Origin of the sequence: Endozoicomonas sp. NE40, assembly GCF_040549045.1 — a bacterium.
Classification (GTDB): domain Bacteria; phylum Pseudomonadota; class Gammaproteobacteria; order Pseudomonadales; family Endozoicomonadaceae; genus Endozoicomonas_A; species Endozoicomonas_A lisbonensis.
The window spans coordinates 1,431,158-1,447,881 of the sequence record NZ_JBEWTB010000002.1; the positions used below are offsets into that span (position 1 = coordinate 1,431,158).

14 protein-coding genes are annotated in these 16,724 nt (G+C 49.9%); 10 read left to right on the forward strand and 4 right to left on the reverse strand.

The features are described from left to right. Positions 1-127 precede the first annotated feature (127 nt). The 8 genes from V5J35_RS07360 to V5J35_RS07395 all read left to right on the forward strand — a co-directional run bounded on the left by V5J35_RS07360 (position 128) and on the right by V5J35_RS07395 (position 8,462). Positions 128-1,501 carry a glutamine synthetase family protein gene (locus V5J35_RS07360; RefSeq protein WP_354010630.1) on the forward strand — a complete coding sequence of 458 codons (1,374 nt, stop codon included), beginning with the start codon at positions 128-130 and terminating at the stop codon, positions 1,499-1,501. A gap of 18 nt (positions 1,502-1,519) precedes the next feature. Next, the gene (locus V5J35_RS07365; RefSeq protein ID WP_354010631.1) at positions 1,520-2,911 is read left to right on the forward strand and encodes an aldehyde dehydrogenase family protein; all 1,392 of its coding nucleotides are present in this window, start codon (positions 1,520-1,522) and stop codon (positions 2,909-2,911) included. Between the two features lie 25 nt (positions 2,912-2,936). Continuing rightward, the gene (locus V5J35_RS07370; RefSeq protein ID WP_354011376.1) at positions 2,937-4,106 is read left to right on the forward strand and encodes an iron-containing alcohol dehydrogenase; all 1,170 of its coding nucleotides are present in this window, start codon (positions 2,937-2,939) and stop codon (positions 4,104-4,106) included. Further along, a complete protein-coding gene (locus V5J35_RS07375) occupies positions 4,106-4,810 on the forward strand; it encodes a type 1 glutamine amidotransferase (RefSeq protein WP_354010632.1) in 705 nt (234 codons plus the stop codon). The genes V5J35_RS07370 and V5J35_RS07375 overlap by 1 nt, the downstream gene beginning before the upstream one ends. Continuing rightward, on the forward strand, positions 4,800-6,197 hold the full coding sequence (gene waaA, locus V5J35_RS07380; protein WP_354010633.1) for a lipid IV(A) 3-deoxy-D-manno-octulosonic acid transferase: 1,398 nt from the start codon (positions 4,800-4,802) through the stop codon (positions 6,195-6,197). The genes V5J35_RS07375 and waaA overlap by 11 nt, the downstream gene beginning before the upstream one ends. Beyond that, positions 6,197-6,832 carry an endonuclease III gene (nth, locus tag V5J35_RS07385; RefSeq protein WP_354010634.1) on the forward strand — a complete coding sequence of 212 codons (636 nt, stop codon included), beginning with the start codon at positions 6,197-6,199 and terminating at the stop codon, positions 6,830-6,832. Before waaA ends, nth begins: the two co-directional genes overlap by 1 nt. An 85-nt stretch (positions 6,833-6,917) precedes the next feature. After that, positions 6,918-8,060: a succinyl-diaminopimelate desuccinylase gene (gene dapE, locus V5J35_RS07390; RefSeq protein ID WP_354010635.1), complete on the forward strand. Its 1,143-nt coding sequence runs from the start codon at positions 6,918-6,920 to the stop codon at positions 8,058-8,060. A 15-nt stretch (positions 8,061-8,075) separates the two neighbouring features. Next, positions 8,076-8,462 (forward strand): hypothetical protein, encoded by a 387-nt coding sequence (locus V5J35_RS07395; protein ID WP_354010636.1) that lies wholly within the window; start codon positions 8,076-8,078, stop codon positions 8,460-8,462. A 143-nt stretch (positions 8,463-8,605) separates the two neighbouring features. On the opposite strand, the gene V5J35_RS07400 is transcribed toward V5J35_RS07395, so the two are convergent. Both V5J35_RS07400 and V5J35_RS07405 read right to left on the reverse strand, forming a co-directional pair. Next, positions 8,606-9,649, reverse strand: coding sequence for a hypothetical protein (locus V5J35_RS07400; protein ID WP_354010637.1), 1,044 nt, complete (start codon positions 9,647-9,649; stop codon positions 8,606-8,608). Positions 9,650-9,884: 235 nt separating this feature from the next. Continuing rightward, positions 9,885-10,079: a hypothetical protein gene (locus V5J35_RS07405; RefSeq protein ID WP_354011397.1), complete on the reverse strand. Its 195-nt coding sequence runs from the start codon at positions 10,077-10,079 to the stop codon at positions 9,885-9,887. Between the two features lie 71 nt (positions 10,080-10,150). Between V5J35_RS07405 and V5J35_RS07410 the strand changes: the two genes are divergently transcribed. After that, positions 10,151-11,527 (forward strand): ETS domain-containing protein, encoded by a 1,377-nt coding sequence (locus tag V5J35_RS07410; RefSeq protein ID WP_354010638.1) that lies wholly within the window; start codon positions 10,151-10,153, stop codon positions 11,525-11,527. Positions 11,528-11,702: 175 nt separating this feature from the next. Further along, a complete protein-coding gene (plsB, locus tag V5J35_RS07415) occupies positions 11,703-14,192 on the forward strand; it encodes a glycerol-3-phosphate 1-O-acyltransferase PlsB (RefSeq protein ID WP_354010639.1) in 2,490 nt (829 codons plus the stop codon). A 65-nt stretch (positions 14,193-14,257) separates the two neighbouring features. Here the strand turns inward: plsB and V5J35_RS07420 are convergent, their stop codons facing one another. After that, positions 14,258-15,688, reverse strand: coding sequence for a PAN domain-containing protein (locus tag V5J35_RS07420; RefSeq protein WP_354010640.1), 1,431 nt, complete (start codon positions 15,686-15,688; stop codon positions 14,258-14,260). Positions 15,689-15,891: 203 nt separating this feature from the next. Next, positions 15,892-16,698 (reverse strand): class I SAM-dependent methyltransferase, encoded by an 807-nt coding sequence (locus V5J35_RS07425; protein ID WP_354010641.1) that lies wholly within the window; start codon positions 16,696-16,698, stop codon positions 15,892-15,894. Positions 16,699-16,724 lie beyond the last annotated feature (26 nt).

Genomic DNA, 16,724 nt, shown 5'->3' on the forward strand with positions numbered 1-16,724 from the left:
TATTGTTCAGGCATTCTTTCCGCTATAACATTTTGTAGATATCAGAATTTTGGTGCTTCCACATAATAACCATAAAAAGCCGTGAGTGAATGAAACATTTTTTCACGGTAAAAACCGGTGCAACCCCATGCTGAATCCCAGAAACGTCAAGACTGTAGCCGATGCCAGACAGATCGTCGAAGAACGCAAACTGACCCATGTGAAAGTGGGCCTGTTTGATAATGACGGCATTATGCTGGGCAAATACATGAGCAGGGAAAAGTTTTTTTCTTCTCTGGAAAAGGGTTTTTCCTTTTGCGATGTCATTCTGGGCTGGGACAGCAAAGACCAGCTGTACGACAACGTTAAGTATACTGGCTGGCATACCGGATACCCCGATGCCCCCGTCAGAATCCTGCCGGAGTCCTGCCGTGAAATTCCCTTCGAAGACGGTATGTTGCTGTTTATGGGAGAGTTCAGCGACCAGGCTGAAGCCATTTGCCCCAGAGGCACGTTAAGAAGGGTTATCCAAAAGGCAGAATCACTGGGCTTTGAGGTTCAGGCTGCGCTGGAATATGAGTTTTTCCTGTTCAGGGAAACGCCGGATTCCGTCCGTGAAAAAGGTTTCCGTAATCTTCAGCCTTTTACCCCGGACTGGTTTGGTTACTCCATTCTGCGCAACTCCGTACACTCTGACCTGTATCAGCAGATTCTGTCTCTGTCCCAGACCATGGACTTCCCACTGGAAAGCGTTCATACCGAAACCGGCCCCGGCGTTATTGAAGCAGCCATTGCTGTAGATTCTGCCATTCAGGCAGCTGACAAGGCTGCTCTGTTCAAAACCTTTATCAAGGTGCTGGCGCAAAAGAATGAACTCATGGCAACCTTTATGGCAAAATGGTCAGCGGATTACCCGGGCCAGAGTGGACACATACATCTGTCACTGCGCCATTCAGACGACAATCGTTCAGCATTTTATGACTCAGCCCAAGAGCATGGAATCAGCCAGATCCAGAGACACTTTATCGCCGGGCAGCAGCGTCTGATGCCAGAGTTTCTCGCCATGCTGGCTCCTACCGTAAACAGTTATACCCGAATTATTCCCGGTTTCTGGGCGCCTACCGATGCCACCTGGGGCATAGAGAACCGTACAACCGCACTGCGGGTGATACCCGGTTCTGACCAGTCCCAGCGTGTTGAATACCGACTTGGCTCTGCCGATGCCAACCCCTATCTGGCACTGGCTGCCGCTCTGGCTTCCGGTTTGCAGGGCATTATTAATGAGTGGGAGCCAGGTGACCCGGTGCGGGGCAATGCTTATGAGCAACAACACCCAAAGGAGCTTGCCCTGCCTGCTACGTTATGGGAGGCAGCACAGCGATTTAAACAGTCTGAATCTGCGCGATCCATGCTGGGGAACGATTTCGTAGAGCATTACGCCGCCTCCCGGGAGTGGGAAGAGAGAGAGTTCAGAAAACACATCACTGACTGGGAGATGGATCGCTACTTCGAAATCATTTAACCCAACCGTGGATGCACTATGACAAAGGTTCAACATACGATCTCCCCTATTGACGGCTCAGTGTATGTCGAGCGGGAACTGGCTAACAGGAAACAGATTGATAAGGCTCTGCTCAAAGCAGAAGAAGCACAGGTCTTATGGAAGCAGACATCGCTTTCTACACGACAGTCTATTTGTAATAAAGCCATCGGGGCTTTTGTCCGTCAGAAAAACGACATTGCTCATGAAATCTGCTGGCAGATGGGACGACCCATTAAGTTTGCAGCCGGGGAAGTAGATGGTTTTGAAGAGCGAGCCCGGTTTATGATGACGGCAGCCGAACAGGCTTTGCAGCCTTTAGAGCTACCAGAAAAAAACGGCTTTACCCGCTATATAAAAAAAGAACCTCTTGGCGTTGTCGTAGTCATTGCTCCCTGGAATTACCCGCTGCTGACCGCTGTTAACAGTATTCTGCCCGCACTGATGGCTGGCAATGGGGTACTGCTCAAACATTCCGCGCAAACGCCACTCTGTGCCGAGCGGATGGTTGCCGCTTTTGCAGAGGCGGGTCTGCCTGACGGGTTATTTCAATACCTGCATCTGTCCCATGAAGATACGGAATACCTGATTCAGTCGGACACCGTTCAACACATTGCATTCACCGGTTCCGTATCAGCCGGAAGTCATATCGAAAAAACTTCAGCAGGACGGTTTATCGGTGTCGGGCTGGAACTGGGTGGCAAAGACCCGGCTTATATCCGTGCCGATGCTGATCTTGAAGCGGCCACAGAAACCGTTATTGATGGCGCTTTTTTCAATTCTGGTCAATCCTGCTGTGGTATTGAACGTATTTACGTCCATGAACGTGTGTTTGATGCTTTTATTGCCAGAGCGGTTGCGCTGATCAAGGCTTACCGGTTGGGTCGTCCGGATGATCCTGAAACAACACTGGGGCCTATGGTTCGCACCAGCGCTGCGGAGTTTGTTCGTGAACAGGTGAATGAAGCCGTACAACAGGGGGCTATAGCCCATATTGATCCGGATCTGTTCCCCATGAACAAAACAGGAACACCTTATATGGCACCACAGCTGCTTACCGGGGTTGACCATACTATGAGAATAATGACGGAAGAAAGTTTTGGCCCCGTGGTTGGCGTACAGAAAGTGTCGTCTGATGAAGAAGCCATTGCGTTAATGAACGACAGTGAGTTTGGCCTTACAGCATCTGTTTTTACCTCTGATATTAATCAGGGGATCGCTCTGGGAGAGTTGATAGAAACAGGGACTTTCTTTATCAACCGTTGCGACTATCTGGACCCGGCACTGGCATGGACAGGCATAAAGAACTCCGGACGTGGCTGCACACTGTCATCCTTAGGTTATGACGCCCTGACCAGGCCTAAATCGTTCCATATAAAACACGCTTTATAACCCTTGCTGACGCGAGTATTGCATGATGGATTTTGAACAGTATACCGCCAACTGGCATTACCCAACCGCAGTCCGGGCAGGGGTGGGTCGCATCCGGGAGCTGCCTGACACCTGTCGTGAAGCAGGCATAACGAATCCTCTGATTATTACAGACTCCGGACTGGTAAACCTGCCGTTTCTGAAAAATGCTGCGGAACATTGCAGAACAGAGTTGGCAGGATGCTCGGTTTTCTCTGCCATTAAAGCCAATCCTACCGGCGAAAACATTGATGCGGGCGTTGCTGCCTACCAGAAAAACAACCATGACGGGGTTATCGCCTTTGGGGGCGGTTCGGCACTGGATGCAGGCAAAGCCGTCGCTTTGATGGTGGGGCAGGATCGTCCTTTATGGGATTTTGAAGATGTCGGAGATAATTATCTGCGTGCCAACACGGCCACAATGGCACCGGTTATTGCAGTACCAACAACAGCGGGGACAGGCTCCGAAGTAGGGCGGGCCTCTGTGATCACCCACCAGCAGGATCAGGTCAAGAAGATAATTTTCCACCCCAATATGCTACCGGCGACGGTTATTCTGGACCCGGAATTAACCTGTGGTCTGCCAGCCGCTATTACCGCCGCAACCGGTATTGATGCCCTCTCCCACAACCTTGAAGCGTTTTGTTCACCGTCTTATCACCCAATGGCAAAAGGCATTGCGGTCGAAGGCATTCGCCTTATTAAAGATTTCCTGCCGGTCGCTGTCAGCCATGGTGACGATATTGAAGCGCGTACCCAGATGCTGGTTGCGTCAACAATGGGAGCAACGGCTTTCCAGAAAGGATTAGGTGCCATGCACGCTCTCGCTCATCCTCTGGGTGCCATTTATGATGCTCACCATGGTTTATTGAATGCTATTCTGATGCCCTATGTTCTCAAGGCAAACGAGTCCGTTATCAGCGATGATATTGCTCGCTTAAGCCGCTACCTGGACCTGCCAGCACCAGACTTTTCAGCCTTTTTTGAATGGGTTATAACCCTTCGCCAGCAGTGCAATATTCCTCACCGTCTGGCAGAGATTGGTATAGACGACACCCTTAGCGAGAGAGTTGGAAAAATGGCTTTTGAAGACCCCTCCGCCGGAACCAACCCCATTACTTTTTCCGCTACGGACTACCAGACAATTTTTGCAGCCGCCATACAGGGGGACATTTGATGAATATTGGCCTGCTGCTATGCGATGATGTGCAGACTCAGTTTCAACCAGAACACGGCAATTACCCCGATATGTTTCAAGCCTTGCTTGAGCAACATGACCCGACTCTGCAAATCACCACTTATCGTGCGCTTGACGGGCAACTCCCTGAAAATACAAATGACTGCGATGGCTGGGTCATCTCTGGCAGCCGCCATAGTGTTAACGACCCTTTCCCATGGATTTCAGCCCTGGAAGCCTTTGTAAAACAACTCTACATTGACAGGCAAAAAACAGTGGGCATCTGTTTTGGGCATCAACTGATGGCGAAAGTACTTGGTGGAAGAGTCGCCGAATCGGACAAAGGCTGGGGAATTGGCGTATCTGTGAATACGTTGACAGAACATCATGACTGGATGCAGCCGTCGCTCAATTCGCTGAATGCGCTGGTCAGTCATAAAGAGCAGATAGAACATTTACCCGAAACCGCCACTATTATTGCAACCAGTGACTTCTGTCCCTATTACATGGTGACGTACTGTGACCATTTTCTAAGTATTCAGGGACACCCTGAATTCACTAAAGCCTATATGGAGGCATTAATTCACAGCCGGGAAAAAGTGATACCCCATTCCAGAATCATTGAGGGTATGCAATCCATTAAACAACCTGTCGACAGTTCTGTTATTGGGCAGTGGTTACTGAATTATCTGGGTGGATCGTAATAACGGATTAACAATCTGTTATTATTTCTGGTTTTTAACCACCTGGACAAGGCACAACAACACGGGCATGAACCGCTTTATCTACTCTGCACTGCTCTATCTGGCGACTCCTCTGGTTATGCTGCGGATGCTTGTTCGCGCCCGCAAAGCACCGGCCTACCGCAAACGCTGGGGGGAGCGGTTTGGGTTTTTCCCCACCCTGCCACAGGACAAACCGGTTATCTGGGTACACTCGGTGTCGGTCGGGGAAACCATTGCCAGTGCGCCCATGGTCAGGGAGCTGCTGGAACGTTATCCGGAACATCGTATTCTGGTCACCACCATGACTCCTACCGGCTCGGATCGCGTTAAAGCGCTCTATGGCAACCTGTTGGGCAACCGGGTCAGGCACATTTACTGCCCTTATGATTTGCCTGATGCGCAAAACCGGTTTCTGAATAAAATAAAGCCAGAGCTGGCACTGATTATTGACACGGAACTCTGGCCCAACACCATTGCAGCCTGCCACAAAAGGGGCATTCCAGTCATTATTGTCAACGCCCGCCTGTCTGAACGGTCTGCCCGGGGCTATGCCCGTATGAAAGGGCTGGTCAGCACTATGCTGAAACAGATCCCCATGGTCGCCTGCCAGAGCAAAGACGACGGTGAACGCTTTATTCGTTTAGGACTGCCACAACAACAACTGACCATTACCGGCAGTGTAAAGTTTGATCTGTCCATCAGCCCTGAAATAGTAGAACAGGGCAAGCATTTAAAAAGCACATGGAAAGAAGGGTTAGGCCGACCTCCTGTTGTCATCACCGCAGCCAGCACCCATGAAGGTGAAGACCAGCAGATTCTTGATGCCTTCAACAGCCTGCGGGAACAACACGACAACTTACTACTGGTTCTGGTACCAAGGCATCCGGAACGCTTTGACGCTGTCAATGAGCTGGTAAAAAATAGCCGGTGTAACGTTGTCCGACACAGCGAAAACCAGCCCCTGACACCGTCCACCAGCGTTGTACTGGGTGATACCATGGGCGAAATGATGACGTTCTTTGCCGCATCCGACATCGCTTTTGTGGGCGGTTCATTGATTGAACGCGGAGGCCATAATATGCTGGAGCCCGCCGTACTGGGTCTTCCTGTATTGTCCGGCCGGCACGTGTTTAACTTTCAGGACATCAGCGACTCCCTGGTCAGGGCTGGCGGCATGCAGCTGGTTGACTCGCCGCAACAGTTGGCTGAAGCCATTGCCAGACTCATTACCGACAAACCACACTATAAGGAAATGAGCCAGAACGCCGCCCACTTTGTCGCCTCTAACCGTGGCGCACTGGAAAAAACACTGAATCTGATTAATCATCAACTTCCTGCCAGTGACGTTTCGGATAACATCGATTAATGAATAAACAAAAACGTACCGAAATTTTTAACCGTTTAAGGGATCAGAACCCGAACCCGACTACGGAACTGAACTACAGCTCGTCTTTTGAGTTGCTGATAGCCGTTATCTTGTCCGCCCAGGCCACCGACGTAGGGGTAAACAAGGCGACCGATAAACTCTACCCGGTAGCCAATACACCGCAGGCGATTCTGGATCTTGGGCTGGAGGGTTTGAAAAGCTATGTAAAAACCATTGGCCTGTATAACGCCAAAGCAGAAAACATTATCAAGACCTGTGAGATGCTGCTGACATTGCACAATGGTGAAGTTCCCGATAACCGCGAAGCTCTGGAAGCCCTGCCCGGCGTTGGCAGAAAAACCGCCAATGTAGTCCTCAACACCGCATTCGGACAACCGGCCATGGCGGTGGATACCCATATTTTCCGGGTATCCAACCGTACCGGCATTGCTCCCGGAAAAAACGTACTGGAGGTTGAAAAGCGACTGCTGAGGCTGGTTCCAAAAGAGTTTCTGGTGGACGCCCACCACTGGCTGATCCTTCACGGTCGTTATGTCTGCAAAGCCCGAAAGCCTCAATGCGGCAGCTGTATTATTGAAGACCTCTGCGAATTCAAACAAAAAACATCCGATTAAGTGCTTGCTAAGTAGTATCCACAATAAAACATGGAACCAGTGCTACAATCGACGTTTAATAAATCATAAAGACTGAAGAACCTGCATGACTTCTGAAACCCTGAAACTCGCCATGGATTTGATCAGCCGTGCTTCCGTCACCCCGGAAGATAAAGGCTGTCAGGAACTGATGATCAGCCGGCTGGAACCTTTAGGGTTCAAAGTAGAACGATTACGCTTTGGCGAGGTGGATAATATCTGGCTGCGCAAAGGCGACACCGGCCCTGTACTCGCCTTTGCCGGTCATACCGATGTGGTTCCCACAGGTCCTGAAGACAAATGGGGCAATCCACCCTTTTCCCCCATCATTGACGACGAAGGCATGCTCCACGGTCGTGGCGCTGCCGATATGAAAGGCAGCCTTGCCGCCATGGTCACCGCCTGTGAAGCGTTTCTTCAGGAGTCTCCTGACCACGAAGGTTCCATCGCTTTTCTGATCACCAGTGATGAAGAAGGGCCGGCGAAAAATGGCACCGTCAAGGTGATTGAACATCTGGAAGCCCGCCACGAAAAAATCGACTGGTGTATCGTTGGGGAGCCTTCCAGCACCAGTCTGGTGGGCGATGTGATCAAAAACGGCCGTCGCGGCTCCATGCACGGTCATCTGGTGATCAAGGGTATTCAGGGACACGTGGCCTACCCGCATCTGGCCAGGAATCCGGTACATGAAGTGGCAGTGGCACTGTCTGAGCTGACTGGCGAAGTCTGGGATAATGGCAACGAGTACTTTCCGCCCACCAGCTTCCAGATCTGGCATATTCAGGCGGGTGAAGGTGCCAGCAATGTTATTCCGGGCAAATGCGAGGTAAACTTCAACTTCCGCTTTTCCCCGGAAGTCTCTGCCGAACAGCTGCAACAACGCGTTCTGACCATTCTGGATGCCCACAAACTGAACTATGACATTGAATGGCATATCAGTGGACAACCGTTCCTGACCCAGCCCGGCGCCCTGGTTAACGCCACCCGTGACGCGATCAGTGCGATTACCGGCAGGGCTACCGAACTGTCGACTTCCGGAGGAACGTCCGATGGTCGATTTATTGCGCCAACAGGTACCCAGGTGGTTGAACTGGGACCTGTGAACGCCACCATTCACAAAGTCAATGAGTGTGTTAAAGCGTCTGACCTTGATGATCTGAGCCGGATTTATCAGGGCATTCTGACCCGCTTGCTGACCAATAAGCATTAACTGCTGACAACAGATATGACAACGCCTGATACGATTCAAGACATCGAAATTTATGCCAAAAACCTCAAACTGGCTGATATTCAGAGCTGGCTTGAAAGCTGTTTTTCCTCCATTGAAACCGTACAGAGCGGTAAAGTGGTTCACGATTTCATCCTGGATGGGCATATTCCCCTGATGATCGTCGAGAACGCCGTGGGCAAAGCCTGGACCAGCATCTGGTTCAAATCACCACAAACGCCCTGGTCTGATGACCGGGAGTGCGCCCGCAGCCTGCAGGCGTTTGCCCGGTGTCGGGTTCGTGCCAATGCGGCACCCTGGTCGGATGGTGAAGATATGGATGAATGGTGGCAGATCACAGAGTCCGGCGAAGAGGGAACCCTGTCCTGGCCGAATGCCGGGTAATACCTAAAGGGCATAAATACCCAGAGGGCATAAAGACGCGTAAGGAGTCATAGCCTTTATGCCCTGTGGGGAGTAGCTATCGCAAGGGTTTATGGACAGTTTGTTAATGGCAGAATGTGCTGCTTAATTCTGCCAACTCATTATCAAGACGCTGTATTCAAGCTTTTGCCCAGTTGTACCTTAAGCTTTTCATCAAGAGTCCTGAAATCCTGTTCCAGCATCTTGAGTTCTTTATCGAGGCCGGCCTGGCTTTTCCCCCCATAGCCTTCTTTTTCCACTGTTTTTTCTACTTCCAAAAAACGGAACTGCAGGTCTGTACTCTCGCTAATAAGCGCAGACGTTGCTTGGTTCCTGCTATGAAATTCAGCCCAAAAATTCTCACAGGCATAAAAGCTGGATTTGACACTCTTATAGCGGCTTTGCAGAGTTTTTGGGTCAATCGGTTCGTTGGCTGTCGCTTTTGGCCAGAGGGAGGATGTCAACCAGCTACCTAATGATGTTGCAGCCGAAGCCGCCTTTGGCACGAGATAAGAACCCATTGAGACAGCTAGCATCAGGGTGCTACTTTTTAAGCAGGCTTGTACATGAGGAGCAGAAAGTGAAGCGTAAGCGGTTGCCTCTCCAAAATCCTGCATCAACATTTTAGTTGGAAAGTATTCCACAAAATGTCCCGGGTACGACGTTTTTGAAAATGCAGTTTGTGCGAAGTCGACACAGTTAAATGTGAGTGCCTGATAAATACAACCGGGGAGGTTCTTATTACAGGCATCTGCGTAATCCATTACAAATTCTTCTATTTCCATGGCTTCTTCTTCCAAAAGAGGGAATGTCACTTTGGGCTTGCTCTCAAAGCCATTTTGACTCTTATAACTGTCGAATTCATCACCAATGGCTCCCGGCAGTTTAGAAACAAGTATCTCTGGCAAAGCAGCATAGCCCGTTTTCATTTCTTCACTTTCATTAGGATAAAGGCCTGCTGCAATAGCTACATCTCTCTCCTTATCCTCCAGCTTGATAAAACTATGATTATTAGCGAGATAAACGGACAGTTTGTATGGAGAGGCATCCGCTTTTGAAACAGCACGGCCATGAAAATTTATATTGTCCGGGGTTATTGTCCCGGTTTGATGACAGGAGGTACCCCCTGTCGTCACTATTGGCTGTTTTATTTGAGCTGTTGTAACCATGCTCTCTCCTCCCTGATCACATTAATTTATTTATGCACCAAGGTTACTGTTTTGATCATGATTTATTAATAACAGGTTGGTTAGGTATTTTAACGGGCAGATTAAGGCCTCAGACTCCACTATCTGCCACTTTGCATAAACTACTCGTACTGGTGACAAGACCTGCGGTTCAGAACAACAGGGCAATTGCATCAATTTGAAAACCTGAAGGAGACTTCGTTGTAAACTCGCTCCGTCATTTTCTCAGAGCAAAAAATTCGCATGGAAGCACGTAGTACCAGACCCACGTTGCCCGGGTATGTGTGATCACAACCTGCTCGATATACTCATCATCACCGTATGTGCTGTCATAGGAGCCGATGAGTGGCAAAAGTTCTCTGCGCGCCAATGCGTTTTTCTTCACCACCGGTGATGAAAATTTTATTTCCATAGAGAAAAAACTGACTACACTTCCAGCTCCCTGAAAGCTCTGTCATACAAATAGCAGAAAGGAGCTGAAAAGTGTTGAATGGAAAAATACCCGGCTCCCGGAGCTGTTTAATTCTGCTGCTGCCACTTTTCAGCCTACTCTTTCAGCCTTTGCTTTTTGCAGAGCCACCTGCGCCCCTTGCTGCCCCTTATCAGTCCTTCAATCCTATTGAAGTTTCATGCCTGACCACAATGCTGCCTCCTGAACTCACAGACCAGGAGCTGCCCTCTCTCTTTTCTCATTACCCGGTTCATAGTGAAGACCCGAAATCCGGTTACACGCTTCATGAGTGCAGGTTCCATTTTTTGCCGGGGTTCCGAAGTGCTGTTGCCACGATTCTGTCTATTGGTCTCTCCTCTGGCGAAAGCCTTTCAGCAACGCGGCAGATGATCAGGCAGGTTGCATTGATGTTTATGGCTCTGGTGCTTTACCAGGCCGCTGTCACCCAGCCTTCTGACATGACCAGTCAGCACCCGTCAAACCACGCTTATTGCTATTCCAGCGGATCAGACTCAAACTGCCCTACCGGCCATTGCACACTGATATCTCTGTGCCAGAGGCACCCCTGTCATCAGGATGGTGGTGACGATAATAACCCGGACTCTGACCACACTTATAATCCAACAGAATACTGCCCCAAATGCGGTACGACACCCTGTCGTGAAGCCTACCCCAGAAGCTGGGTTGCCTTGCTTGATTTTGATTATGAATGGCTGTTTAAAGATGAGGAGATTGTTGATGTAGTGTCCATTGACACGCTTCCCACATCTGATGATCTTACGGTATCCACTCGTCTTGAACTTGAGTCACTGCTTTGCACAGAGGAAGAGTTTATCGGTATTGAGTCCATGGACATATTTCCTGACTGGGAGCCATTCAGAAATTTTGAAAGTAACCTTGTTGAATCAGCTTGTAGTAGTGGAGAAACCAGTAACAGTGAGGAATCCAGTGACAGTAAAGAAACCAGTAGCAGTGAAGAACCCAGTGACAGTGAAGAGATCAGTGAAAATGAAGAGGTCCGGATCGATGATAACTATTCACCAGAACCGAATAACCGGATAACAAGAGGCACTTCCCGCAACCGCTCCAGATTGCTGTTGCTTCCTTTTTTATGGCATCTCGTTAATAGCGGTGAACATCCGGATATTGTTAACTGGAGCGATAAAAAAACGGGGCTGTTCCATGTTCGCAATACTTTCGAATTTTCCAGATTATGGAATATTCATAAGGGGAACAAAAAAAACAAGGTATGCTATGACAATCTGTCCAGATCAATGCGCCTTCTGCAGAAGCGTAAAGGACTTGTCCCTCTGGAAACACCGAAAAGGTGTCATTTTCGGTTTGATCTAAAGCACCGGGACGTTTTAAACCTAAAGTCTCAGTCCCGTCAGACGTCGAATCAAGACTAAAGTCCGACCAAACAGCCATAAATGCATTCCCATGATAATTACCAACAAAGGAATTGATCTGCCGCTTTGCGTCATCAAACACAATCAAGCTAAAATCACGCCGTTTGCAAAGGTGCGCTACTTTACCACCTTTCACCCGACCTAATTCATCTGTTTTGCAGGCTATAGCCATTCCATGCATAAACCCATTACACTCAGCCGCTATGTTTTTCACAGTTTGCGTAAACTGCTCGCACTGGTGACAAGACCTACGGTTCAGAACGATAGCGCTGAAGCCCTTGGCCTTCAGCCTGACAAGCCGGTTTGTTACGTTCTGCGCAACCGCTCCCTGTCTGATCTGCTGATACTGGAGAGCGTCTGCCGGAAAGCCGGTCTGCCCCGCCCTTACGCTTACATTGATGCCGATGCCCGGGAGGGCGACCGCGCTCACTTCTTCCTGACCCGGCAGGAAGGCCTTATTTTACAACGAGAACGCCCAAAGCACTCCAACACTCTGGAAAACCTGCTGAAACAGGTAGAAGAACAGGAAGGCAGTGACGTTCAGCTGGTTCCTGTCAGCGTGTTCTGGGGAAGAGCCCCGGACAAAGAACATTCAGCCCTTAAACTGCTGTTCGACTGGAATTTCAGCCTGGGTGGTCGATTTCGCAAGTTTATTGCCATCCTGCTGCATGGCCGCCATTCCATGGTGCACTTCAATCCAGCCATGTCTCTGCGCGAGATTGTTGATGAAGGCCAGGATCACCCGCGAACCCTGCGCAAAGTTGGCCGGATACTGAGAGTTCATTTTCGCCAGCTGCGCGAGTCGGTGATAGGCCCCGACCTGTCGCACCGTCGCAACCTGGTCAATACCCTGATCCATACACCACAGATTCGTCAGGCCATTGAAGCAGAAGCTGCGGCCCACGACATTACACTGGTAGAGGCAGAGCAGAAAGCCCGCACCTATGCCAATGAAATCGCGTCAGACTATTCTTATCCGGTGCTGCGCTTTCTGGATATCCTGCTGACCTGGTTCTGGAATAAACAATACGACGGCGTTTCCATTAACAATGTCGAAAAGATCCGTGACCTGGCTCAGACCCACAGTATTGTGTATGTACCCTGTCATCGCAGCCACATTGATTACCTGCTGCTGTCGTATGTTTTGTACTATGAAGGTCTCACACCCCCGCATGTTGCCGCAGGCATCAACCTGAATATGCCGGTGGTAGGCACCATTCTGCGTAAAAGCGGTGCTTTCTTTATGCGCCGGACCTTCCGGGGCAACCCGTTGTACAGCAACGTGTTCCATGAATACATGCACACGCTGTCGACGAAAGGTTTCCCGATTGAATACTTTGTGGAAGGTGGTCGTTCCCGCACCGGCCGCACCCTGAACCCGAAAACCGGTATGTTGTCGATCAGTATGCGCAGCTATATTCGCGACAACCGCAAACCCGTGACCTTTGTGCCAGTGTATATCGGTTACGAAAAATTGCTGGAGGTGAAAACCTATCTTGGAGAACTGCGTGGCAAGTCCAAGAAAAAAGAATCTCCTTTTGACGTATTCACAACGCTGACCGCACTTAAAGACCAGTTCGGTAAAGCCTGGCTGAACTTTGGTGAACCGATTGACCTGGGAACCATGCTGGACAAAGACGTACCGGGCTGGGAAAGCCACTCTTCTGCCAGCGAAAAACCGGCCTGGCTGAAAGATGCCACCAATCAGCTGGCTTTTAATATCGCCAGTGGCATCAACTCCGCAGCCGTCCTGAACCCGATCAATATGGTGGCGATGGCTCTGCTGTCTTCTCCGAGGCATGCGCTGGGCGAGCAAGAGCTGGTTCTGTTGCTGGACACCTACTGTCGAATCATGAGCCAGTGTCCATACAGTTCAAAAACCGTAATGACCGACCTCGACGGTCACGCCATGCTGCGTTATGCGGAAAAACTGAACGTTGTCACCAAAATCAGCGACTCCCTGGGCGACGTGTACGCTCTGGAAGAAAAAACCGCCGTCGCCATGACGTATTATCGCAACAACGTGTTGCACATGTTTGCCGTGCCATCGTTGCTGTGCTGTCTGTTTGTTAACAACGATCGATTGACCCTGCGCGAAATTTACCGCGTCTGCACGATTCTGTACCCCTATCTGAAAGCAGAGTTGTTCCTGCACTGGAGTGAACAGGGCTTTATGCGGGTGGTGCGCAAGTGGCTGAACACCCTGCTGGACGAAGGGCTGATTACCGTTGACAGCGACAAGGTCTTCTATCAGCCAGAACAGAGTTCTGCCAAATATGTGATGCTGACCGTGTTGTCCCGCGCCATCTCCCAGACCATTGAGCGTTTCTATATGGTCATCAGTCTGCTGATCAGCAATGGCAGTGGTTCCATTGAGCAGGAGACCCTTGAAAACCAGAGTCGCGACCTGGCTCAGCGCCTGTCTATTATTCACGGCCTGAATGCGCCGGAGTTCTTTGATAAAGCCCTTTTCAAAGGCTTTATCGAGCAGCTGCGCCTGAACGGTGTACTGGACATCTGCCAGACCAACAAGCTGAACTTTGGCGAAGACGTTGTAAGGGTGGCTGAAGAAGCCTTCAAGGTACTGACCAGCGAAGTGCGCCACAGCATTCTACAAACCACGAAAAGCCAGCCAGCGCCTATTCCGGAGCCCGGGGAGGAATAAATCATAGAAAGGCTCAGGGTTTTAAAAGCAAAAGCCCTGAGCTGACTTCTATCGTGACACAGCTATCAGTAACCGCAGGCAGGATGCCTGCTCCCAGCGGTCTGATAATCCAATCCCAGAAAATCAATAATATGGGGAGCTGCACTATCAACCTGAGTCATACCCTGATTGTTCAGGTTACCCAGACAATAAGCCGGTACAGCAGGGTTACTGTAGTTGTTGTTCAAAATAACAAAGGTATTTCGTTCCTCTGCGCTCTGACCTCCATGCCCGCTACCCAGCCCGCCATGATCCGATGTCACAACAATTAACCATTCTTCACTGGCATAATTCGGACGACTGCTGAGGGCGTTAAGCACCTGACCAATTTGCTGGTCTTCCTTCTCTATGGCTGCTTGATAATAGGCACTGTCAGGGTCATAGCTGCTGGTGTGAATATCAATGTTATGAAGATAGTAAAAAATGGCTGAAGGCGCATGCTCCCAGCTCAACCATTCAATCACCTTGTCCGTTGCCTGTTGCGAATCCTTATTATTGTTGCCGTAAACATAGTCGACATTTTCCGGCAGTAAATTCGTCGTCAGGTTAACCCAGTCTGCTACCACGGCACTGGTTGCTGTCGGATAACTTTGTCTGATCAGGTCGAACACATGAGGTTTTCCAAGCTTCAGGCTGGTGCTGTTTGAGGTGATACCATGATCATCATCCCAGTAGCCGGTAAAAACGCTGGCCCAACCAGGTCCACTGACCGTCACCTGCTGACCTCCCGCCAGAACATTATCATGAAACGCACCGCCTTCGATCAGGGCATCCATGTTTGGGGTTTCAGCGCAGCTGTTACACTGAATGCTGTCACCACGCAGTCCGTCAAGACCAATCAACAGCACATGCTTGTTACCAGGAATCGGATTAGCCGGAGCCTCGCCACTGATTCTGCTGTAATGGTTATACGGGTTATTGGGGTAATCTGTTTTCAGGTCTCCGACATCTGTGGCCCTTTTATCACTGAGGTCACAGGCTTTAGCCTCTTTATAGTAATCAAACGACTGACACCAGTAGGACCGGTTGGCTCCCGTACAGGCTTCAGCACACTGTTCCGGAGTCACCTGCGTCAGGTGCTCATTGTTATGACCATAAATGGCCGCATTCGGTGTCTGGATAAAACTATCAATCGGGTTGCTGATCAGAGAATAATGATCATAAGGGTTACCGGGATAATTGGTTTTAAGCCCTCCCACACCCTGTGCATTTTTATTGCTCAGGTCGCACTTGTTACTACCTTTATAATAATCAAACGACACACACCACTGAGAGCGGGATGAGTCCAGACAACTCGCTGCACACTGATCCGGGGAAACATTCGACAGCTGTTCAATGTTATGTCCGGATATAGCGGCATTCGCTGTAACAGTAAACCGATCCAGAGGTACAGCGAAAGCCAGAGAGCTGGATAGAAAAAGTACTGCAAGAAGTGCAGTCAGTCCAGATTGATTCATTTGATCCCCCAAAGAGTTAAGCTCGATTAGAACTCATCATTTTCTTTGAAGGTCGTGACAGCTTTATGTCCAAACGGTAACCAGTTCATGGCATTACTGTGACAGCATCCGTAAGGAAATAAAGTCTGGACAGGGAAAGGCCCTCAGCCGAAAAAGCGTGCAGTTTGCCAATGGCCTGCACTACACGCCTTAACTATGCCAATTTATTGATCGCTACTAAACGCTTTAAAAGCGTGGATATCATAGCGGCATGCCTTGCCTTCCAGGCGGTAGGTCGGCTCTTTACCCGCCAGGTCAGGAGCCAGCCTTGGGCGCTTGACCACCACCCGGTATTCAGCCAGGGCTTCTGCCGGTGCCAGCAGTTCATCGGCATCAGGATCGCCACTCAACAGATCCTGAAAAATGCGCATCTCTTTTTTCACCAGTGCCGACTTTTCACGGTGTGGAAACATAGGGTCAAGATAAACGACATCAAACTGTTGACCATCGGTCGCCATGGTCTGCATCGCCAGACGACTGTCTTCATTGATCAGTTCCATACGACTGGCAATACCGACTGTCTCCGGGGACAGCCTTGCCCGGTCAATACCATCCTGCAGCAGGGCTGCAATCACCGGTGAACGCTCAATCAGGGTGACTGTACACCCCAGACTGGCCAACACAAAGGCATCACGTCCCAGCCCGCCAGTACCATCAAGCACATGAGGGGTCACGCCTTTATTCAAACCCACCGCTTTGGCGATATCCTGCCCTTTACCACCACCAAACTTGCGGCGATGTCCTGCCTTACCGCCAACAAAGTCAACAAATACTGGTTTTTCCTTATCTCCGGCACGACGCAGGCAGAGTACATCATCCACAAAACCGAGGATTAATGAGCCTTTCGATAAGCTTCTGGTATCTGTCACCGTTTCAGAACGTGAGATTGTTTCATGCAGGTTTGTCAGACAACGATGTTTTTCCAGCCCTTCAACCAGGCCGGAACAATCAATATAAAGAGAAAAGGACATCCGCAGCTTTCTCATTTAAACAGCCA

Bases quoted from the DNA above. Each gene is read 5' to 3' on its own strand.
- V5J35_RS07370 (WP_354011376.1), top strand. From the start codon at position 2,937: ATGGATTTTGAACAGTATACCGCCAACTGGCATTACCCAACCGCAGTC.
- plsB (WP_354010639.1), top strand. From the start codon at position 11,703: ATGCATAAACCCATTACACTCAGCCGCTATGTTTTTCACAGTTTGCGT.
- V5J35_RS07405 (WP_354011397.1), bottom strand. From the start codon at position 10,079: ATGGAAATAAAATTTTCATCACCGGTGGTGAAGAAAAACGCATTGGCG.
- V5J35_RS07395 (WP_354010636.1), top strand. From the start codon at position 8,076: ATGACAACGCCTGATACGATTCAAGACATCGAAATTTATGCCAAAAAC.
- V5J35_RS07375 (WP_354010632.1), top strand. From the start codon at position 4,106: ATGAATATTGGCCTGCTGCTATGCGATGATGTGCAGACTCAGTTTCAA.
- dapE (WP_354010635.1), top strand. From the start codon at position 6,918: ATGACTTCTGAAACCCTGAAACTCGCCATGGATTTGATCAGCCGTGCT.
- V5J35_RS07420 (WP_354010640.1), bottom strand. From the start codon at position 15,688: ATGAATCAATCTGGACTGACTGCACTTCTTGCAGTACTTTTTCTATCC.
- V5J35_RS07400 (WP_354010637.1), bottom strand. From the start codon at position 9,649: ATGGTTACAACAGCTCAAATAAAACAGCCAATAGTGACGACAGGGGGT.
- V5J35_RS07425 (WP_354010641.1), bottom strand. From the start codon at position 16,698: ATGTCCTTTTCTCTTTATATTGATTGTTCCGGCCTGGTTGAAGGGCTG.
- nth (WP_354010634.1), top strand. From the start codon at position 6,197: ATGAATAAACAAAAACGTACCGAAATTTTTAACCGTTTAAGGGATCAG.
- V5J35_RS07360 (WP_354010630.1), top strand. From the start codon at position 128: ATGCTGAATCCCAGAAACGTCAAGACTGTAGCCGATGCCAGACAGATC.
- V5J35_RS07365 (WP_354010631.1), top strand. From the start codon at position 1,520: ATGACAAAGGTTCAACATACGATCTCCCCTATTGACGGCTCAGTGTAT.